The 19,778-nt window shown below is 69.7% G+C and carries 17 protein-coding genes; 12 read left to right on the top strand and 5 right to left on the bottom strand.

The features are described from left to right. Nucleotides 1–10: 10 nt before the first annotated feature. Nucleotides 11–2,599 carry a N,N-dimethylformamidase beta subunit family domain-containing protein gene (locus tag OV208_RS09085; protein WP_267573422.1) on the bottom strand — a complete coding sequence of 863 codons (2,589 nt, stop codon included), beginning with the start codon at nt 2,597–2,599 and terminating at the stop codon, nt 11–13. Nucleotides 2,600–2,766: 167 nt separating this feature from the next. Beyond that, entirely contained in the window at nt 2,767–3,960 is a 1,194-nt protein-coding gene (locus OV208_RS09090) for an aspartate kinase (RefSeq protein WP_267573423.1), read from the bottom strand. A 42-nt stretch (nt 3,961–4,002) separates the two neighbouring features. On the opposite strand from OV208_RS09090, the gene OV208_RS09095 reads away from it, so the two are divergent. Genes OV208_RS09095 through OV208_RS09110 form a run of 4 tightly spaced genes read left to right on the top strand, consistent with a single transcriptional unit; the run spans nt 4,003 to nt 8,628 of the window. Further along, nucleotides 4,003–4,746: an ABC transporter ATP-binding protein gene (locus OV208_RS09095; RefSeq protein ID WP_267573424.1), complete on the top strand. Its 744-nt coding sequence runs from the start codon at nt 4,003–4,005 to the stop codon at nt 4,744–4,746. A gap of 41 nt (nt 4,747–4,787) precedes the next feature. Next, nucleotides 4,788–5,591: an ABC transporter permease gene (locus tag OV208_RS09100; protein WP_267573425.1), complete on the top strand. Its 804-nt coding sequence runs from the start codon at nt 4,788–4,790 to the stop codon at nt 5,589–5,591. 2 nt (nt 5,592–5,593) lie between these two features. Continuing rightward, a complete protein-coding gene (locus OV208_RS09105) occupies nt 5,594–7,162 on the top strand; it encodes a GldG family protein (RefSeq protein WP_267573426.1) in 1,569 nt (522 codons plus the stop codon). Further along, nucleotides 7,159–8,628 (top strand): DUF4340 domain-containing protein, encoded by a 1,470-nt coding sequence (locus OV208_RS09110; RefSeq protein WP_267573427.1) that lies wholly within the window; start codon nt 7,159–7,161, stop codon nt 8,626–8,628. Before OV208_RS09105 ends, OV208_RS09110 begins: the two co-directional genes overlap by 4 nt. A 3-nt stretch (nt 8,629–8,631) precedes the next feature. On the opposite strand, the gene OV208_RS09115 is transcribed toward OV208_RS09110, so the two are convergent. Further along, entirely contained in the window at nt 8,632–9,336 is a 705-nt protein-coding gene (locus tag OV208_RS09115; RefSeq protein WP_267573445.1) for a metallophosphoesterase family protein, read from the bottom strand. Further along, nucleotides 9,320–10,177 (bottom strand): nucleotidyltransferase, encoded by an 858-nt coding sequence (locus OV208_RS09120; protein ID WP_420714995.1) that lies wholly within the window; start codon nt 10,175–10,177, stop codon nt 9,320–9,322. Before OV208_RS09120 ends, OV208_RS09115 begins: the two co-directional genes overlap by 17 nt. Nucleotides 10,178–10,385: 208 nt before the next feature. On the opposite strand from OV208_RS09120, the gene OV208_RS09125 reads away from it, so the two are divergent. The 8 genes from OV208_RS09125 to OV208_RS09160 all read left to right on the top strand — a co-directional run bounded on the left by OV208_RS09125 (nt 10,386) and on the right by OV208_RS09160 (nt 19,004). After that, nucleotides 10,386–11,387: a hypothetical protein gene (locus OV208_RS09125; protein ID WP_267573428.1), complete on the top strand. Its 1,002-nt coding sequence runs from the start codon at nt 10,386–10,388 to the stop codon at nt 11,385–11,387. A 28-nt stretch (nt 11,388–11,415) separates the two neighbouring features. Continuing rightward, a complete protein-coding gene (locus OV208_RS09130) occupies nt 11,416–11,958 on the top strand; it encodes an RNA polymerase sigma factor (RefSeq protein WP_267573429.1) in 543 nt (180 codons plus the stop codon). Continuing rightward, complete coding sequence (locus tag OV208_RS09135) at nt 11,955–12,749, top strand: DUF4384 domain-containing protein (protein ID WP_267573430.1); 795 nt, start codon at nt 11,955–11,957, stop codon at nt 12,747–12,749. The genes OV208_RS09130 and OV208_RS09135 overlap by 4 nt, the downstream gene beginning before the upstream one ends. A gap of 80 nt (nt 12,750–12,829) precedes the next feature. Continuing rightward, the gene (locus tag OV208_RS09140) at nt 12,830–14,425 is read left to right on the top strand and encodes a caspase family protein (protein WP_267573447.1); all 1,596 of its coding nucleotides are present in this window, start codon (nt 12,830–12,832) and stop codon (nt 14,423–14,425) included. Nucleotides 14,426–14,436: 11 nt separating this feature from the next. Next, nucleotides 14,437–15,396 carry a hypothetical protein gene (locus tag OV208_RS09145; protein WP_267573431.1) on the top strand — a complete coding sequence of 320 codons (960 nt, stop codon included), beginning with the start codon at nt 14,437–14,439 and terminating at the stop codon, nt 15,394–15,396. Between the two features lie 114 nt (nt 15,397–15,510). Next, nucleotides 15,511–16,806 carry an AmpG family muropeptide MFS transporter gene (locus OV208_RS09150; RefSeq protein ID WP_267573432.1) on the top strand — a complete coding sequence of 432 codons (1,296 nt, stop codon included), beginning with the start codon at nt 15,511–15,513 and terminating at the stop codon, nt 16,804–16,806. Between the two features lie 146 nt (nt 16,807–16,952). After that, entirely contained in the window at nt 16,953–18,590 is a 1,638-nt protein-coding gene (gene pgm / locus OV208_RS09155; RefSeq protein WP_267573433.1) for a phosphoglucomutase (alpha-D-glucose-1,6-bisphosphate-dependent), read from the top strand. Nucleotides 18,591–18,647: 57 nt separating this feature from the next. Then, entirely contained in the window at nt 18,648–19,004 is a 357-nt protein-coding gene (locus tag OV208_RS09160; RefSeq protein ID WP_267573434.1) for a DoxX family protein, read from the top strand. Nucleotides 19,005–19,010: 6 nt separating this feature from the next. Here OV208_RS09160 and OV208_RS09165 read toward each other — a convergent pair. Beyond that, nucleotides 19,011–19,778, bottom strand: a 768-nt coding sequence (locus tag OV208_RS09165) for an NmrA family NAD(P)-binding protein (protein WP_267573435.1), incomplete at its 5' end; no start/stop codon positions are given.

Consider the following 19,778-nt stretch of genomic DNA (forward strand, 5'->3'; position numbering starts at 1 on the left):
CCTCCGCCCCTCAAGGCGTGATGGCGCGCACCAGCGAATTGCCCGCGTCCGCCACGTACAGGGTGCCGTCCGGGCCCACCGCGAGCCCCGCCGGCAGCACCAGCTGGGCCTCCTTGCCCGAACCATCCGCGTGGCCGTAGCGGCCACTGCCCGCGAGCGTGGTCAGCTTCTCCGGCTCCCCCGCCGCGTTGAACACGAGCCGGCGCACGCGGTAGTTGCCAGGGTCGGACACCGCCAGCGAACCATCCGGCAGCAGCGCCAGGCCCAGGTACGGCAGCAGCTGCCCGCCTGACGGCTCCCCATCCCGGAAGCCGGGCGTCGAACCGGCCACCACGGAGGTCACGCCATTGCGCACGCGAAGCACGCGGGCCATGCCGCTCTCCACCACGTAGGTGGTGCCGTCGGCCGTCTGGACCGCCGCGGAGGGCCGGTAGATCCAATCGCCCTGCAACGTCGTCACCGGGTTGCCCGGCAGCACCAGGTCGATGCGGCGGATGACACCGTTGTTCAGGTCGGCGACGAGCAGCCCCGTTCTATCCGGCGTGAAGGACAGGCCCGCCGGCTGGTTGAAGGCCGACGCCAGGGCGAGGCCGTCCTGGTAGCCGGGCCCGGTGCCCGCGAACACCTCCGCCTTGCCCTCCACGGGGATGCGGCGGATGAGTGCGTTCTCCGTGTCCGCCACGTAGATGTTCCCCAGCGCGTCTGCGGCGATGCCCATGGGGCCATTGAGGCCGGTGAGCACCGTGCGGATCTTCCCGTCCGCCGACACGCGCTTGACGCTGTTGCCCAGCGAATCCGCCACCACCCAGCCACCATCCGGCATCACCGCGACCGCCAGCGGCGCGCCCAGCTCATTCGACGCCACCTTGCCGTCCGAGTGGCAGCGCTTGCCGGGCTCGCCCGCCACCGTGTGCACGGCCTGCGCGAACGGGCCCATGGCCTGGGGCACCGCTGGCGGCTGGAACTTCACCAGGTCGTCCGGCACCTTCCGGCCCAGCGCCTTGTAGAGCACGTTGGCCACGATGCGGCCCGCGCGCGGATCCGCCACGCGGTCCCCCACCCCGGCCAGCTTCTGCACGAAGTCGATGCCGCCGGAGGAGAACACGTACGCGTCGCCCTGCTTGCGCACCACCATGTGCGCGAAGCCGAAGCCGCCCTGGAGCGACAGCGAGGGGGACTCGGCGAGCACTTCCACGCCGGCCGGCTGGCGGCCGTTGTCCACCAGCTGGTCCACTTCGTAGCCGTTGGCCATCCACAGCGTGTCGCCCGCCTTGAGGCCGGTGCCGGCGAAGGCCCAGTGCTCCGGCGCGGTGATGACCGTCGGGAAGGGCCACTGGTGCCAGCGCGCCTGGAACTGCACGCCCAAGAGCGCGTTCTCCGGCCGGGGCGCGGGCAGGTCGCGGAACTTCACCGTCCTGCGCTGATCCTTGTACGGATCCGCCGCGTGGCCCTTGTAGCAGGTGACGATACGGCGCTCGCGGCCGTCCGCCGCGGGCTCGAAGCGCACCTGCCAGTAGGCGTTGTTCGCGCCCAGGTTCAACAGCGACCGGCCGTCCGCCAGCGAGCGGTCCGCGAAGTCCCGCTGCTTCGAGGACCAGTACTCATCATGCCCGGACATCACGAACACCTTCGCGCCACGAAGGAAGTCGTAGCTCGAGTCCATGTCCTCGTCGGTGAAGTAGCCCACGTCCAGGTCCTGCGACTCCAGCCACATCACGAGGCTCAGGTCGTCCAGCATCAGGTGCCCGGAGCCCTGGCCCCGGTAGTAGGGCCGGTCGTACGAGGACTGGAACGCGCGGGCGACGCCATGCGCCTTCATCACGCCCTTCTGGTCGTCGTAGAGGCTGGTACCTCCCCAGGTGTTGTACGCCGCCCAGTTCGAGGTGGGGATGAGCACCGCCACCTCGGAGCGCGGGTTGGCGTCACGCACGAAGAAGGGCACGTAACGCGACGGCTGGTCCTCGCGCACGAGCTTCACCACGTACACGCCCCGCACCCAGTCCTTCTGGACGGGGATGGCCAGCGTGGGAGACCACGCGCATGCGATGACGCCCGTCGTTGGATCCGCCGGGCAGTCCGCCTGACGCGTGCCCTTCACGGGGCCACCCCGCGCCAGCTCTCGCGCGCCCACGCCGCCGTAGTAGCCCAGGCGGTAGACGAACCACGTGAAGTTCTTCGCTTCGGACAGGGACACCGCCACGCGCAGGGACTCGCCCTGCGTCACGGTGGCCTGGAGGGGATAGCCCTCGATTTCGCGCTGGTTGGCGTTCTTGGTGATGCGCCAGTTGGACGTGCCCTTCTTCTGGTTCTCCCGGTGCACCGCGTCCGCGTCGCGCGGGGGCAGTGAGGAGCCTCCATCCGGCAGGGTGCCAGCGTCTGGCTCGTCGTCCGGAATGCCCGCGTCGTATTCGGGCACGACGACGCCACCGTCCGCGGAAGCCGTCACGCCCGCGTCGTCGGTGTTGAGGGGCGGCTCGTCGTGGCGATCACCGGGGGGCGGCGTGCCCGGTGCAGGCCCCGTGTCCTTGCACCCCGAGGCGCCCGTCACCAGGAGCGCCAACACCACTCCCAGCCCCATCCAGCGATGCCCCTGCCCCATGCCCTACCCTCCACCCAGGGTGTTCAAGAGCGGAGGGTAGGCATCGACTCCCGGGAGGGAAGCGCCCTACCCCGGATGGGAACTAAAGTTCGACATTCCGCCCGTGTCGGCTCCAAGGGGAATCGTGCAAGTCACCGGATCAACGCAGATCCGCTTTCGAAACCCTGTCAGCCACCGAGCAGTTCCCGATGCAGGCGGGCCGTCAGCGGCTTGAGGTGGGCCTTGTCCACCAACAGCGTCACCTGGAGCGGTGACGTGCTCACGGCATGCACACGGGCGGACAAGCCCTCGGCCGCCGACAAGGCCTTCCGGAGTGGAACCCAGTCCGCGTTGAGCCCCACGCCCACGCACGTCACGGTGCCCCACCCGTCCCGCCACTCCACCGCCGTCCCGAAGCGAGTGGTCAGCTCTCGCTGGAGCGCTTCCGGGCCATGCACGTCCGCGAGCGGAACGGCCAGGAACGTGCGCCCCGGGGCCCCCGGCAGCCCGTCGTGCGCGAGCGTGCGGCCGCGCACGGCGCGAGCGTCCAGGAACTCCAGCAGCTCCTGCAGAGGCACGCTCGCGTTGGCGACGAGCACGGCCATCTCCGCGTCGGCCGTCACGCCCTTGACGCGGCTGTCGGTGGGTACGGCCAGCTCCTGCACGGCGGTGCCGGTGCCCTGGCCGTGCGCGGTGCGCGCGAGGATGGTGATGCCGCGCGCCTTGGCCCACTCCACCGCCTGGGCGTTGAGCACCTTGGCGCCGGCGCTCGCCAGCTCCTGCATCTCGTCGTAGCTCAGGGACTCCAGCTTGTGGGCGTCCGACACCACGCGCGGATCCGCGCTGAAGACGCCGTCCACGTCCGAGTAGATTTCACACGCCTCCGCCTCCAGCGCCGCCGCCAGCGCGACCGCGGTGGTGTCCGAGCCGCCGCGCCCCAGCGTCGTGACCTCCTTCTTGTAGGAGACACCCTGGTAGCCCGCGACGATGACGACCTTGCCGTTCGCCAGCTCATCCTGGATGCGGTAGGGCCGCACCTCCACGATGCGCGCCTGCGCGTGCGCGTCGTTGGTGATGATGCCGCTCTGGCTGCCGGTGAAGCTGATGGCCGGCACGCCCTGCTCCTGGAGCGCCATGGACAACAGCGCCATGGAGATGCGCTCACCACAGGTGAGGAGCATGTCCAGCTCTCGCCGGGGCGGGTCCGCCGACACGCCCTTGGCGAGCGCCAGCAGATCGTCCGTGGTGTCGCCCATGGCGCTGACCACCACGACGACCTGATACCCCGCGTCCCGCTTCTCCTTCACGCGACGGGCGACCTTGCCGAGCTTCTCCGCGTCGGCGACCGATGAGCCGCCGTACTTCTGAACCACGATTGGCATCCACGCCTCGCTTCCCGAGCAGTGTAAAGTCCGCCCCCGCGCATGCCAATCACCGAGAATCCCATCATCGAGGTGCGCAACCTCACCCGGCGCTACCGCGATCGCGTGGCCATCCAGGACCTGTCCTTCACCGTGGGTGAGGGGGAGATCCTCGGCTTCCTCGGGCCCAATGGCGCGGGCAAGTCCACCACGATGAAGATCCTCACCGGCTTCCTGCCCCCTTCCGAGGGCAGCGCGAAGGTGGCCGGCTTCGACGTGTCCACGCACCCCATGGAGGTCAAACGGCGCATCGGGTACCTGCCGGAGACGCCGCCGCTGTACCCGGAGCTGACGGTGCACGGCTACCTGGCGTTCGTCGCGGCGCTCAAGCAGTTGCCCGGCCGCGCCGTGCGTGTGGAAGTGGAGCGCGTGGCGGGCCTCACCGGCGTAAGCGACGTGCTGGGCCGCGTGCTCCAGAACCTGTCCAAGGGCTTCCAGCAGCGCGTGGGCATCGCGCAGGCGCTGCTCGGCTCGCCGCCGGTGCTCATCCTGGACGAACCCACCGAAGGCCTGGACCCGGCCCAGCGCGCCGAGCTGCGTGCGTTGATTCGCAGCCTCGCGGGCAAGCACACGGTGCTCCTGTCCACGCACATCCTCCCGGAGGTCACCGTGACGTGCCAGACGGTGCTCATCCTCCACCAGGGCCGCGTGGTGGCCCATGACGCCATCGACACGCTCGCGAAGTCCCATGGCCAGGCGGAGCACGCCTCGCTGGAAGAAGTCTTCATCAAGCTGACCGCCGCCTGAAGCGCGCGGCTCCCCTTCCCCCCTTCGAGGACCTCCCGCGCATGCGCACCGCCCTGGCCATCGCCCGCAAGGAGCTGGCCGTCGCCTTCACCACCCCGTGGGCCTACGCCGTGTTCACCGCGATGGCGGCGCTCACGTCGTTCTTCTTCGTCAGCCTGCTGGAGCAGTTCCAGCAGGTGCAGTCGCTGGCCCGTGAGCACGGGTGGAGCCGGCTGCCGCCCGACTCGGTCGTCTACCGCAACCTCACCGACGGCGTGGTGGTGCAGTTGTGGGGCGTGGTGCTGATCATCACGCTCTTCGTCGCGCCCTTCCTGTCCATGCGGCTGTTCGCGGAGGAGAAGCGCCAGAAGACGTTCGCGCTGCTGCTGACGACGCCGGTGCGGCCGGTGGACATCGTGCTGGGCAAGTACCTGGGCGGCCTGGCCCTCATCTTCGTCACGCTGGGGCTGACGCTGGTGTTCCCGGTGCTGCTGTCGGTGGTGGGCTCGGGCGCGAAGGGGCCCGCGCTGGAGTGGCCCACGGTGCTGCTGGGCTACGGGGCGGTGCTCCTGTGGGGCGCGACCTGCATGGCGGTGGGCCTGTTCATCTCCGCGCTGACGGAGAGCCAGATGCTGGCGGCCTTCCTCACCTTCACCGTGCTGCTGCCGTGGATGCTGCTGCGCGGGGTGGCCCTGTCCACGGCGGAGCCGCTGCGCTCCTTCCTGAACTACCTGTCCTTCGACACCCAGTTGCAGGGGATGATCCAGGGCGTCCTGGAAGTGCAGGCGCTGGTGTTCTTCGCGTCCGTCATCCTGTTCTCGCTGCTGCTCACCCACCGCGCGGTGGAAGCGCAGCGCTACGCGTGACCATGAGAGCGACCCACGTCACCCGGGTGCTGGGGGCCTTTGGCCTGCTGCTCCTCTTGTCCAGTCCCTTCACGCTGTTCCTCTCCTCCGGCAGCGTGGGGCTCGCCCTGGGCAAGGCGGTGCTGGGCACGGCGATGATCGCGGCCTACGTCGCCGCGCACCGCCAGGAGCTGGGACGGGCGGGCTCGCGCCGCACGGGGCGGTTCCTCGCGTCCACCGTGCTCACCACGCTGGCCGTGCTGGGCGTGTTGGTGGCGCTCAACGTCCTCGCGTTCCGGAAGAACCAGCGCTGGGACCTGACGCGGGAGCGCATCTTCTCGCTCGCGCCGCAGACGCTCGAAACGCTCGCGGGCCTCAAGGAGCGGGTGCACGTCCTGGCGCTCATTCCGCCCACGCACCCGGCCTATGGCGACCTGGAAGAGCTGTTCCGGCGCTACCACGAGGCCGCACCCCAGGTGTTCGACTCCGCCTTCGTGGATCCGCGCCGGGAGCCCACCCTGGCCGCGAAGTATCAGCTCAAGGACGGCCAGACGCTCGTGGTCGTGACACGCGGCGAGGGCGAGAACGCGCCCCACACCCTGCTACCGGTTCCCGCCGAGTTGGAGCTGACCAACGCCCTGCTCCAGTTGGGCGCGGCGGGCGCGCAGAAGGTGTACTTCCTCGAAGGGCATGGGGAGTGGCCGCTGGAGACGCCGCAGGGGCCCCAGGGCCCTGGCGACGGGCTGGCGGAGTTCCGACGTCAGTTGATCCGCGAGGGCTACCGCCCCGAACCCCTCAACCTGCTGGGCAAGCAGGAGGTGCCTCGCGACGCGGGGCTGTTGATCATCGCGGGTGCCAAGGAAGACTACACGGCTCCGGAAGTGGCCGCCCTGCGCACCTATCTGGGTGAGGGCGGACGGCTCTTGTACTTCACCGACGTGGGCACGTCGGACGGGCTGGGGCTGTTCCTCGCGGATTATGGCGTGCAGGTGGATGAGGGCGTGGCCGCCGACTCGCAGTTCAACGCGGGCAACCCGTTCGTCCTGGTGTCGAACTTCTTCGGCAAGCACGTCATCACCCGCCCCCTCCAGGAGCGGGCCTTCAACGTGCAGCTTCCCACCACGCGCAGCCTCACGCTGTTCCGCGAGGGCTTCCTTCCCGGCGTCACGGTGGAGCCCGTGCTGCTGAGCTCGCCCTATGCCTGGGTGGAGACGCGGCCCCAGGAGGACGCCACCCCGTCGGATGGGGAGAAGATGGGGCAGCTCACGCTCGTCGCCGCCGCGTCCCGGGACACGCGTGGCGCGGAGCACAAGCGCTTCGATGAGGCACGGCTGGTGGTCATGGGGGATTCGGAGCTGCTGCTGGATCCGAACTGGGGCCATGAGGCCAACCGCAACCTGGCGATGAATGCCCTGGGCTGGGCGTCGCATCAGGTGGAGAAGGTCACCTGGCGCCCCGCGGACCGGGAGACCTCCACGCTGGAATTGAGCGCCGGACAGATGCAGACCCTGCGCTTCGTCTCCACGGACCTGCTCCCGCTGTCGCTCCTGGGCGTGGGGCTGGCCGTCTGGCTGTCGAGGAGGAACCGATGAGGCCTTCGGCGTTCGTGATGCTCGGGCTCGCGGCGATGGGGTCGTGGGTGTGTTCGCGTGAAGAGAAGCCACCGGCGCCTCCCAAACTCTTCGCCACGGAAACAGCGGAGCCGAAGCACGGAGCCCCGGCCCCAGCGGCCCCCGTCTTCACCCACCTGACGGTGAAGGCTCGGGGCGCCACCACGGAGCTGGAGCGGACGCCCGAAGGCTGGCGGATCACCTCGCCCGTGGAGGCGAAGGCGGACCCCTATGCCGTCGAAGCGATGGTGCAGCAGCTCACCACGGCGAAGTTCAAGTCCACGGTGAACGCGGCGCCGTCGGACGCGGACCTGAAGAAGTTCGGCCTCACGTCCCCCCACTTCACCGTGACGGCGCGCGCCTATGTCCCGGATGTGAATGGCGGCGGCGCGGAGGATCCGTCCCGCCAGCGCACGGTGACGCTGTCGGGTGGAGAGGAGAACCCCTTCGACGGCTCCGTGTACGTGCGCCGCGACGGGGACGCGACCGTCTACGCGGCCGAGGGTGTCGTGCGGTGGTCACTCGACAAGGGCCCCTTTGAATTGCGCGCCAAGGAGTTCCTGGGGCCGCTGGACGCGGCGACGCTCCAGTCCATCGAGGTGACCGCGAAGGACCACGCGTACCTGCTGTCGCGCGACACCGACGGCAAGACGTGGCGGATGGTGAAGCCGGAGCCGACGCGCGCGAACGCCAGCCGCGTGACGGACCTGCTCACCGCGTTCGCGGGACAGCAGGCCCTGTCCTTCCCCGCGGACACCCCCGCCGCCCGGAAGGCCCTGGGCCTGGACTCACCCGTCGTGGACGCGCGCTTCGTCCCCGCCTCGGGCGACCCCATCCGCGTGCGGCTGTCCCAGGTGACACGCGACGGTGCTCCCTTGGTCCATGCCCTGCGTGAGCAGGGGACACGCGCCACGCTCGCGGAGGTGGATGCGCGGGCACTGACGACGCTGGATGTGGGCGTGCCGGAGCTGAAGGATCGCCGCGTGCTCGCGTTCCCGCGCGAAGCCGTGCGGCGGCTGGAGTTCCATCCCGGAGGCAAGGCCGCTCCCGTGGTGGTAGCGCGCGGCGCATCCCTGGATGGTGGCTCCGACGCGTGGCGCATCGAAGGTCCCGACGGAGGACTCGCGCGGCACTTCCGCGTGGTGAAGCTGCTGGGCTCGCTGGAGTCGTTGAAGGCCGCCGCGTTCGGCGAGGCGAACGTGAAGCGCTGGGAGCGCTACGGCATTGGCGAGGCCTCCCGGAGCGTCGTGCTGCGCGACGCGGACGGGCGCGAGCTGACGCGGCTGTGGTTGGGCAACGCCGTGCCGGAGCAGGACGAGCGGCTCTACGCGCGCGGCTCGGGCCCGGACCTCGTGGAGGTCTCCGCGGGCGCCGTGGCGGATTGGCCCACGAGCGCCGCGGGCCTGAAGGACCCGCCGCCTGGAGATCCGGACGGCGGAGCACCTTGAGCGCTACACCTCCATCAAGGCGAAGCGCTGCTCGGGCGTGAACTTGGTGAGCAGTGGCATGGCCACGTTGAACACCGGGATGCCGCTCTTCGTCTTGCCCTCGCGCGCGCCATGGTGCGCGTGCCCGTGGAAGACGTAGGCCGCGCCGTAGTGGTCAATGGGCATCGACAGGCGGCTGGTCCCGAGGAAGGGGCGGATCTCGATGTTCTCCCCCTCCAACGTCTCCGGGATGGGGGCGTAGTGCATGATCACGACCTTCTTCGGCGTGTCCAGGTGGCTGAGCGCCGCCTCCAGCTTGAGTGACTCGGTGACGGCCTCCTGCACGAAGGCCTTCGTCTGCCCCTCGCCGAAGGCCTGCAACGTCGCGTTGCCGAAGCCTCCGCCGAAGCCCTTCACGCCCGCCACGCCCAGCACCTTCTCGAAGATGAAGTGGTCTCCGTCGAGGATGTGCACGCCCACCTTCGACAGCTCCGAGCAGATGTCCTTCACCTGCCCGTGCTCGTAGTCGTGGTTGCCCAGCACCGCGGCGCAGGGAACGCGCAGGGCCGACAGCTCCTCGGCCAGCACCTTCCCCTCTTCCAGCATGCCGCGATCCGTCAGGTCGCCACACAACAGCAGCAGGTCCGCTGAAGCATTCACCTGCTTGACGAGCTGGCGGAAGCGACCGTGCTGGTCGTCCCGACAGTGGAGGTCACCGACTGCCGCCAGCCGTATTTTCGAGTTCGGATCTCGCGCCACGCACGTCCCCCTCGGGTCGTTCTTGTTCGTCCCAGGCCCTGCCGTCCCCAAAGCCCCAGTGGTGGATGTCCACGTGGTAGTTCACCTTGGACACCAGGTTGCCGCGACACAGGCGCTCATCCCAACTGCCGTCGCGCACGGTCTGGAGCGTGCGGCTCATCAGCTCCGTCATGACGTAGTTGGGCACGATGTCGCGCTCGCTGGGATAGGCGAAGCGGAACATCATCAGGTGGCTGAGCAGCACCTCCCAATAGCGATCAAAGCGCCGGAGGATGCGGTCCCAGTCCATCTCCCGCCCCGCCTTGAGGATGAGGTGGTTGATGTCCGCGCCGTCATAGCGTTCGCGCTCGGTGACGAAGGCCTTGGACCAGATCATCTCCTCGGCGGGCGCGATGAGACACTCGTAGCCAAAGATGTTGGCCTTCTTGGCGTGGGTGAACCACTCGTCGTCCACCGTCGCCACGCCGTTGCCGGAGGAGAAGATGAAGTCGACGAAGTAGTCGCCCTTGTACGCCTTGTAGATCCACACCTCGTCGTGGTGCTCGGTGCGCCACCCGTCCTTCTCCAGCACCTCCAGGGCACGGACGGCGTCCGCCTTGCGCGGGAACAGGTCCAGGTCCTTGGTGTCCCGGTAGATGCCGGTATAGGTCGCGTAGGCATAGGCCCCGCCCACCACGAAGGGCACCCCGGCCTCATGAAGCAGGCCGACGGCTCTGGCGCGGGCGTTGATTTCGTCCGGCGCGCGCTCACGCTCAGCCAGCGAGGCGTCCGTACCCATGTCCCCGGGATGGTTCGGGTGTCGTTTTTCCATGGGCGAAATCTAGGGATGGCCCATTTCGACGGTCGGGCAGGCGGGCGCGGGCGGCCGGAGGGCAGGCAGGCAGGTTCCAAACAGCCGGTTTCATTGAAACTTTTTGCTTCAAGCGAGCGCCTTTTCTGTTTTTCGGCCGGCCTGTGTCCATAGGAGCGAATTCCCTGCCGCACGGCCCGCACGACGGGCCTTGAAAGGACACCCGACCATGCTGCGCAAGAGCCTGCTGTGTGCCGCCTCCCTGCTGTTCGCCGCCGGTTGCAACGACGCCGAGTCCAACGAGGACACGTTCCGCGACGGCCTTCCCTCCAAGGAGATGATGCAGGTGAAGGCGCCGAAGGAGAGCGGCCAGGGCCTGACGGCGAGCGGCCCCTCCGCGATGTACGGCCAGGGCCAGAAGGCCGAGTACTACCAGGCGACGGTTGACGCCACGGTGTCCATCAACGGCGGCACGCTGTGGGTGCTCAACCTCATCGAGGAGATCGCCAAGTATCCGCCGACGACGCTGGAGGAGAACAAGGCGGTGTGGGGTCCGCACACGGACGCGCTCAGTCCCACGACGTGGCGGCTGACGGTGACGAAGTCGGGGGACGCGTCGTTCTCCTGGGTGCTGGAGGGCAAGGCGAAGGCGGACACGGACAGCGGCTTCAAGGCGGTGCTGTCCGGCACGCAGACGGTGGCGGTGGACGCGAACGGCGAGCGCCTGAAGGGCTTCGGCTCCGGCGAGCTGTTCATCGACTGGGACGCGTCGCACAGCCTGCCGGACGGCGATGAGAACGTGGGCACGGTGGAGATCCGCTACGCGCGTCCGAGCGCCACGGCGGAGGCCACGGTGGACGCGGACTTCCACCAGGTGCGCGACGAGCAGCACCCGGAGCAGCGCGTGGACGCGAAATACCACTACAAGGCGTCCGCGACGGCGGGCGGCGAGTTCGACTTCGCGTCGGCCAAGGACATCGACAACGGGGACCCGCTGCGCGCGAAGCTGGAGAAGCTGAGCATCAAGAGCCGCTGGACGGCGACGGGGGCGGGCCGCTCGGACATCAAGGTGACGGGCGGCGACCTGAAGGGCGAGGCCACGCTGAGCGAATGCTGGGACACGAACTTCTTGAGCACCTACTTCCTCGTCAGCCTGGACCCGCGCCTGGGGTACGGCGAGGTGGCAGCGGCCTGCGGCGGGTTCACCGCGGCGGTGTACTCGTCGCTCTGAGCCTCCTCGCGGTAGGCTCAAGCCGCGCGTGACTGGACCGACCCCGCTGGCCCTGAAGGTGGTAGCTCCCCGTCCCCCCGAGGACCGGCGGGCCGTCCTGCGCGACCTGTATGTGAAGTACGGCGGCAGCGTGAGGGAGCGCTGCCGCTACCTGCTGAAGGATGCGAGCCGGGCCGAGGACGCGATGCAGGACGTCTTCGCCCGCGCGCTCGTGCACGGGGAGTCGTTCCGCGCGGAGGCCTCCCCGCTCACGTGGTTGATGAAGATCGCCACGCACCACTGCCTCAACCAGCTCCGGTCGGAAGGGGCGGCGTGGCGGCGGTGGTTCGCGCGGGACGAGGCGGCCCGTTCAGAGGGCCACGGCGGGGCGGAGGCGATGGAGACGCGGGACCTGGTGCGCAAGCTGCTGGCCCGGGTGGACGCGGAGACGCAGGCGGCGGCCATCCACTACCACGTGGACGGGATGACGCTGGAAGAGGTGGCCGCGGTGCTGGGGCGCTCGGTGCCCACGGTGCGCAAGCGGCTGGAACAGTTCGCACAGCTGGGTGGAGAGGAGCTGAACGTCCGATGAGCGCGCACGAGTCGAACTGGACATTGCGCCGTCTGCACGTCGGCGACCTGCCCGCTCCGGAGGCCCTGCGCGCCCGTGAGCATGCCGAGGCGTGCGAGGCGTGTGGCGCGGTGCTCCGCTCCTTGTCGGAGCAGCAGTCGGCGTTCGAGGCGGAGGTGCCCTTCGAGCGCTTCGAGGCGGGCGTGGAGCGGGCCCTGGCCCGTCAGTCCAAGGCTTCGGCGGAGCCCGCGACGCGCGCCACGTGGGCCAGGCCGTTGATGCTGGTGGCGGCCTCCGTGTTCGTGCTGGTGCTGGTGCGTCCGCTGCTGGAGAACGATGGGGCGTCCGGCACGGTGACGCGGCCCGTGGCGGGCAACCGGCTCAAGGGCGGCGTGGGCGCGGAGCTTCGCATCGGTGGCGGGGTGGAGCCGCAGCGGGTGGCGAGCGTGGACGCACCGGAAGCCCTGCGGCCCGGGGATCGCGTGCGGCTGGGCTACACGCCGGAAGCGCACCGCTATGTGGCCGCGCTGTCGGTGGATGCCCAGGGCGAAGTGACGCCGCTGTATCCGGAGTCGGGGGACAGCCTCGCGGTAGAGCCGGGCGCGGGACAGCACTGGTTGCCGGAGAGCGTGGAGTTCACCGGAGCGGGGACGGAGCGCGTGGTGCTGGTGCTGACGGATGCGCCCGTGTCGATGGACGTCCTGAGCGACGCGGCGCGGAAGTCCTTCGCGGCGGCGGGGCGGGATGTCACGCGCATGGCGCCGCTGGATGTCGCGGGCGAGCAGACGCAGTGGATCCTGCTGAAGCCATGAGCACCCTGCCCGTGAAGCGTGTCGCTCCGGAACGGGCACTGCTCGCGGGGCTCCGCGTTCTGGCACGGATGCGCACCGTCATGGCCCCGCACCGCGCGTGGGCACCGGGACTTGCGCTCGCAGTCGCACTGCTCTCCACCGCCGCGCACGCGGACACGCTGCGCCGCTTCGCGCTCATCGCCGGCAACGACACGGGGGGCAGTGACACGCGGCCCCTGAGCTACGCGCGTGACGATGCGCGCAAGATGCACGACCTGCTGACCCGACTGGGCGGCGTGGCCCCGTCCGACGCGAAGCTCCTCCTCGACGATGACGCGAAGGACTTCCTCACGGCCCTGTCGGAGTTGGAGCAGCGGGCACGCGCGGCCCAGGCTCGCGGGGAGCGCACCGCGCTGTTCGTCTATTACTCCGGTCACGCGAAGGACGGAGCCTTGCGACTAGGTGACTCGCGGCTGGCCTTCGACGCTCTCAAGCGCCGGCTGGCGGAGGCACCCGTCGACATCCGCATCGCCATCCTGGACTCGTGCCGCTCCGGCGCGCTCACGCGGACCAAGGGGGCTCGCAAGGCTCCAGCCTTCGACGTGGAATCCGGCGCCGCGCGCGATGCCCGGGGCGTCGTCATCCTCACCTCCAGCGCTGCGGACGAGGACTCGCAGGAGTCGGATGCCCTGGGCGGCAGCTACTTCTCCCACCACCTGACGAGCGGCCTGCTCGGCGACGCGGACCGCAGCGGCGACGGACGCGTGACGCTCTTCGAAGCGTATTCACACGCCTACGCGCGCACCGTCGCGGACACGGCCGACAGCAGCGCGGGCCCGCAGCACCCCACGTTCAGCTACGACCTCGCGGGCAACGGAGACCTGGTCCTCACTGACTTGCGCGCGAACGCCGAGGGACTCGTGGTGCCCGGCGGCGCGCCCGCGGGTGCGTACTACTTCGTGGATCCAGGCGGCCTCGTGGTCGCGGAGCTGGACAAGAGCGCGGACACGGAGCGCCGCGTGGCCCTGGCCCCTGGCACCTACCGCGTGAAGCGACGGCTCAGTGACCGGTTGCGCATCGGGGACGTGGAGATTGCTCGCGGCCGGACCACCGTGCTGGAAGAGCCGCGCCTCAAGGACGCCCCCTTCTCCGACGACCCCGTGAAGGGCGCGGGCCGGGGCCGGGATTCGTGGTGGGCTTTCGGCCTCACGGGCGGTTACCAGTCCTTCTTCGACGCGGCCACGCGCCAGTCGCTCTTCCTCTCCGTTCCGCTGTTCGGCGCGGAGGCCGAGCTGCACGACTACTTCCGACGCGACTGGGTCTGGGGCTTCGATGCCTCCGTGGGCGGCACCCGGGGCGTGCTCGCGCTGCCCACGCTCGCGGGACCGTCGTACCGGTACTCGGTGGTGAACCTGGGAACGAGCCTCACCACCGAGTGGCCCCTGGGCCGCGTCTCCCCGTTCGTGGGCGCGCGGCTGGCGTACCTCATCCTGGGCCGCAAGTTCGAGGACGCGGCGTTCCCGGATCAGCGCTTCGCCATGGTGTCACCGGGACTGGTGGCCGGCGCGCGCTTCCAGCTCACGCGCCGCCTCCACCTCACCGCGCGAGGCCGGGCGCAGTACCTCCAATACACCGTCGATGCGCAGCGGTCCCTGGGCTACTGGGAACTGGCGGCGCTCCTCACGTACGAGCCATGAGAGCGCACGCGATGCGAAACCTGATCCCGGCCCTGCTCTGCCTCCTCGCGGTCGCGTGCGGTGGCGACTTCTCCAACGACGACCTGGAGTTCCAGAACGCCCTGCCCCAACGCGAGGACCTGGCCGCGATGCTGCCGGACTCCGCCAGACGCTCCGGCCAGGGCACCGGCACCCGCGAGGACCGGCTGGGCCTCCAGGTGCTGGGCGGCACCTCGGAACTCGCGCTCCAGACCTACCAGGTGGGCACGCAGTTCAACGCCAGCGTGGACGCGCTGCTCACCCTGCTGGAGCTGTTCCGCGGCGTCGCGCCCACTACGCGCGAAACCGACCGCCGCATCTGGGGCCCCTTCCCCGCCGACGACCATCCAGGCCACGAGCTGCGCTTCGTGATGGAGCGCCAGGATGCTGACTACACCTACCGCCTCCAGTTCCGTCCCCGGGGCACGGACGAGGCCGCGTGGTGGACCTACCTGCCCGGCACCTTCAAGGCGGATGGCGGCATCCGCAAGGGCACCGGCACGCTCGCGCTGGACTTCAAGGAGGCCCGCGCGCACGGCTTCGACGCGAGCGACGCGAACGGAGTGGACCGGCTGGACATCCGCTACCAGACGAAGGCGCTGCCCACGAGCGTGGAGCTGCTCTTCACGGGCACGGGGGCCACGCTGCCCCTGACGCGCTATGCGTCGCGCCAGGTGCCGGAGGGGCTGGGGGAGATGACGTTCCGGCTGCCAGGGCAGGACCTGGTGCCCGGCGGGCTCCTGGAGACGCTGGACATCGTGTCGCGCTGGACGCCGGATGGGCGGGGCAAGCTGGTGCTGACCATCCTGGAAGGCGACGCGAAGGGCCTGAAGTACACCGAGTGCTGGGACGCCCAGACGCGGATCACCTTCCTGCAGCGCAACTGGGATTTCCTCAATCCCACCGAGGGAAACGCCTCCTCCTGCCCGGACGTGTCCGCGCTGGGGCCGTAGCGGAAGCCGCCCGGGCTGGTGCCCGGACAGCAGCCGGGCGGACATTCCCTGGTCGTTGGCAGGTGACGTGCGGGGCGGATTCTCTATGCTGGCGGCTGTTCTCCCGCGCCCTCCATGCCCAACTCCTCGCTTCTCACCGTCTTGAAGAGCCGGCGCATCTGGCTCCTGATGGCCGTCGGCTTCGCGTCCGGCCTCCCCCTGTGGCTGACCGGCGTCACGCTGTCCGCGTGGATGAAGAACGAGGGGGTGAACCTCAAGACCATCGGCATCTTCAGCCTCGTGGCGCTGCCCTACACCTTCAAGGTGCTGTGGGCGCCGCTGATGGACCGCTACACCCTGCCCTTCCTGGGCCGGCGGCGCGGCTGGATGCTGCTCACGCAGGTGCTGCTCATGGGCGCCATCGCAGCCATGGGGCTCGTCAACCCGAAGGACACCCCCATCGCGATGGCGTGCATGGCGGTGGTGGTGACGTTCCTGTCCGCCAGCCAGGACATCGTCGCGGACGCGTGGCGCACGGACATCCTCACCCTGGAGGAGCGCGGGCTGGGCAACTCCATGTACGTCACCGGCTACCGGCTGGGCATGCTCGTCGCAGGTGGACTCGCGTTCATCCTGTCGGATCAGCTCGGCTGGTCGAGGACGTACTACGTGATGGGCCTGCTCATGGGCGTGGGCGTGGTGGCCACCCTGATCGCGCCGGAGCCCCAGAGCGTGCGGCCTCCGCGCAACCTGCTGGACGCGGTGGTGAAGCCCTTCGTCGACTACTTCCGGCGCGAGTATGCGCTGGGCGTGCTCGCGTTCCTGGTGCTCTACAAGCTGGGGGACGCCATCGCCGCGAGCATGGTGACGCCGTTCTACATCGAGCTCGGGTTCTCCAACACGGAGATTGGCGCGCTCAGCAAGACGCTGGGCATGCTCGCCACCATTGGCGGCGGCCTGCTGGGCGGCGTGCTGATGGTGAAGCTCAGCATGCGCCGCGCGCTCTTCATCTTCGGCGCCGCGCAGGGCCTCACCAACCTGGCCTTCCTGGCGCTGTCGCTTACGGGCAAGAACGACCTGATGCTCGCTGCCGCCATCGCCGTGGACAACGTGTGCACGGGCCTGGGCGTGACGGCGTTCGCGGCCTTCGTGATGTCGCTGTGCCACAAGAGCTTCAGCGCCACGCAGTACGCGCTGCTGTCCACGATGGGCACCCTCGCCAACCGGCTCATCGGCTCCGTGTCCGGCTACCTGGCCACGTGGATGGGCTGGCCCACGTTCTTCGCCTTCACCGCGGCGGCTGCCATCCCCGGGCTGGTGCTGCTGATGTTCCTGCCCGAAAACGCGGCCCAGCCCGTGGACGACGAGCCCCCCGCGCCAGAAGCCATGCCGCCCACGGCGCCCACGTCCTCCGTCGCCGTGGCGCGCTGACGGCTTCCGGACAACTGGCACCGCCCCGCGGATGCGCGCTCCCGCCCGCTTCTGGACGGAGCGCGTCAGGTCCGGAGCAGGGATGGACAGGGGGGCGTGACTTCGCCTCCCCATCCCAGGGCGCGCGCGGCTAGTGTGGCCGGGTCATGGCCCATCCTTCCGCTGGCAAGCCCCTTTCGCGCGATCTGCTGATCAACCCCGAGAAGCTGCGCAGGCAGTACGCCTCCGACGTACCGGACGCGTCCATCGCCGAGCAGCGCGTCGCCTTTGGCACCTCCGGTCACCGGGGGAGCGCCGCGCGCCGGAGCTTCAACGAAGCGCACATCCTCGCGGTGGCGCAGGCCCTGTGCGAGTACCGCAAGCAGCAGGGCTACGACGGCCCGCTGTTCCTGGGCAAGGACACCCACGCCCTCTCCGAGCCTGCCCAGCGCACCACGCTGGAGGTGCTGGCCGCCCACGGCGTCGAGGTGCGCTTCACCGACGGCGCCACGCCCACGCCGGTCATCTCCCACGCCATCCTCATGTACAACCGGGGCCGCACGAGCGGGCTTGCGGACGGCATCGTCATCACCCCGTCCCACAACCCGCCGGAGGATGGCGGCATCAAGTACAACCCGCCCAACGGCGGCCCCGCCGACACCCACGTCACGTCCCTGGTGGAGCGCCGCGCCAATGAGTTGATGGCCGCCGGCAACAAGGACGTCCGCCGCGTCACCTACGAGAAGGCGCGCGGAAGCAGCACGGTGAAGGAGCACGACTTCATCACCCCGTACGTCAAGGACCTGGAGAACGTGGTGGACGTGGAGGTCATCCGGAACGCGAAGCTGAAGCTGGGCGCGGATCCGCTGGGTGGCTCCAACCTGGACTATTGGGACCCCATCGCGGATCGCTACAAGCTGTCGATCTCCGTGGTGAACCGCAAGGTGGACCCCACCTTCGGCTTCATGCCCGCGGACCATGACGGGAAGATCCGCATGGACTGCTCGTCGCCGTACGCGATGGCGAACCTGGTGCAACTCAAGGACAAGTACGCGCTCGCCTTTGGCAACGACACGGACTCCGACCGCCACGGCATCGTCACCCGCAGCCAGGGGCTGATGAACCCCAACCACTACCTGGCCGTCTGCATCGGGTACCTGTTCCGCTACCGCCCGGGCTGGAAGCAGGACGCGGCGGTGGGCAAGACGCTGGTGAGCAGCAGCCTCATCGACCGCGTGGCGAAGGGCCTGGGCCGCCGCGTGGTGGAGGTGCCGGTGGGCTTCAAGTGGTTCGTGGACGGCCTCCTGGACGGCTCGCTGGGCTTCGGGGGCGAGGAGAGCGCGGGCGCGTCCTTCCTGCGCACCGACGGCACCGTGTGGACCACCGACAAGGACGGCATCATCATGGACCTGCTCGCGGCGGAGATCCTCGCGCGCACCGGCAAGGACCCCGGCGAGCACTACCTGGAGCAGGCGCAGAAGTTCGGCGCGCCGCTGTACACGCGCATCGATGCGCCGGCCACGCCCGAGCAGAAGGCCGTGCTCAAGAAGCTGTCCCCCGAAGCGGTGAAGGCCACGTCACTGGCGGGTGAGCCCATCCAGCAGCGCCTCACGCGCGCGCCGGGCAACAACGCGGAGCTGGGCGGCCTCAAGGTGACGACGGAGAACGGCTGGTTCGCCGCGCGCCCCTCCGGCACCGAGGACGTCTACAAAATCTACGCGGAGAGCTTCCGCGACCAGGCGCACCTGGACACCATCGTCCAGGAGGCGCGCACCATCGTCGGGGAGGCCTTCGCCGGAAAGTAGCCATGGACGGGGGCTCCAGGGCGGGCTTCGATGCCGCCGCAAGGAGCCCCACCCGCCATGTCCGTGAAGCTCATCCTCCAGTTCGTGCTCGCGCTGTTCATGGTCGTCGCGGGGGTGACCCACTTTCGCAAGCCGCGCATGTTCATGAGCATCATGCCGCCCTACCTCCCGTACCCCCGGGAGCTGGTGCTCCTGAGCGGCGTGGCGGAGGTGCTGCTCGGCGTGCTGCTGGTGGTGCCGCAGACGACGCGGCTTGGGGCCTGGGGGCTCGTCGCGCTGTTCGTGGCGGTGTTCCCCGCGAACGTGCACATGGCCTGGCACCCGGAGAAGTTCCGGAAGATTCCCAAGCCCCTGCTCTGGCTGCGGCTGCCGCTGCAGGGCGTCCTCATCCTCTGGGCGCTCTGGTACACCTGAGACGCGTCAGCGCCACAGCGGCGCGTGGTCCTCGATGTACTGGCGCACCGTGCGCGTGGGGCGCCCGAGCAGGTTGGTGAGCGTGGGGTCCACCTGCTCCGCGTGGCCGAAGCGCAGCCCCACGTGCATCAGCGTCTGCATGCCCAGCTGGCCCCAGGACAGCCGCCGCTGGTGCAGGTGGCGCACGTAGCCGGGCACCGACGCGGGCACGTAGCGGATGGGCCGGCCCAGCACCTCCGACAGCACGGAGGCCACCTCCTCGAACGTCACCGCCTCCAGGCCGGTGAGCGTGAACGCGCGGTCGCGCAGGGACGTGTCCAGCATCGCCCGCGCCGCCACCTCGCCCACGTCGCGCACGTCCACGAAGGCCACCTTGCCGAGCCCCGCGGGCATGTAGAGCCGGCCGTCCTGGCGGATGTCCTCGCGGTACGTGTCCCCCAGGTTCTGCGCGAAGAAGGCCGGGCGCAGCAGCGTCCACCCCAGCGACGAGCGCTTCAGGTGCTCCTCCACCGCGTGGTGCGGCGCCCACGTGCTGCGCTCCGCGCCCGCCATGGACAGGAACACCACCTGCTTCACGCCCTGCGCGACGGCCGCGTCCACGAAGGCGTTGAGCGTGCCCTCCGCGTTGGCCAGGGCCGGCGGCCGCATCAGGAACACGCCCCGTACGCCCTCCAGCGCGGGCAGGAACGTCTCCGGGCGCAGGAAGTCCAGCGGCACCGGCGTCACGTCCCCATCCATCTCCTTGAGGAGCGCCACGGTGTGCTCCGGCGACTT

The organism is Corallococcus sp. bb12-1 (genome assembly GCF_026626765.1).
Classification (GTDB): domain Bacteria; phylum Myxococcota; class Myxococcia; order Myxococcales; family Myxococcaceae; genus Corallococcus; species Corallococcus terminator.

Excerpts from the sequence above, each read along its gene's own strand:
- OV208_RS09160 (WP_267573434.1), top strand. The coding sequence starts at position 18,648 with ATGTCCGTGAAGCTCATCCTCCAGTTCGTGCTCGCGCTGTTCATGGTC.
- OV208_RS09100 (WP_267573425.1), top strand. The coding sequence starts at position 4,788 with ATGCGCACCGCCCTGGCCATCGCCCGCAAGGAGCTGGCCGTCGCCTTC.
- OV208_RS09085 (WP_267573422.1), bottom strand. The coding sequence starts at position 2,599 with ATGGGGCAGGGGCATCGCTGGATGGGGCTGGGAGTGGTGTTGGCGCTC.
- OV208_RS09095 (WP_267573424.1), top strand. The coding sequence starts at position 4,003 with ATGCCAATCACCGAGAATCCCATCATCGAGGTGCGCAACCTCACCCGG.
- OV208_RS09150 (WP_267573432.1), top strand. The coding sequence starts at position 15,511 with ATGCCCAACTCCTCGCTTCTCACCGTCTTGAAGAGCCGGCGCATCTGG.
- OV208_RS09090 (WP_267573423.1), bottom strand. The coding sequence starts at position 3,960 with ATGCCAATCGTGGTTCAGAAGTACGGCGGCTCATCGGTCGCCGACGCG.
- pgm (WP_267573433.1), top strand. The coding sequence starts at position 16,953 with ATGGCCCATCCTTCCGCTGGCAAGCCCCTTTCGCGCGATCTGCTGATC.
- OV208_RS09125 (WP_267573428.1), top strand. The coding sequence starts at position 10,386 with ATGCTGCGCAAGAGCCTGCTGTGTGCCGCCTCCCTGCTGTTCGCCGCC.
- OV208_RS09135 (WP_267573430.1), top strand. The coding sequence starts at position 11,955 with ATGAGCGCGCACGAGTCGAACTGGACATTGCGCCGTCTGCACGTCGGC.
- OV208_RS09110 (WP_267573427.1), top strand. The coding sequence starts at position 7,159 with ATGAGGCCTTCGGCGTTCGTGATGCTCGGGCTCGCGGCGATGGGGTCG.
- OV208_RS09105 (WP_267573426.1), top strand. The coding sequence starts at position 5,594 with ATGAGAGCGACCCACGTCACCCGGGTGCTGGGGGCCTTTGGCCTGCTG.
- OV208_RS09140 (WP_267573447.1), top strand. The coding sequence starts at position 12,830 with ATGGCCCCGCACCGCGCGTGGGCACCGGGACTTGCGCTCGCAGTCGCA.
- OV208_RS09120 (WP_420714995.1), bottom strand. The coding sequence starts at position 10,177 with ATGGAAAAACGACACCCGAACCATCCCGGGGACATGGGTACGGACGCC.
- OV208_RS09145 (WP_267573431.1), top strand. The coding sequence starts at position 14,437 with ATGCGAAACCTGATCCCGGCCCTGCTCTGCCTCCTCGCGGTCGCGTGC.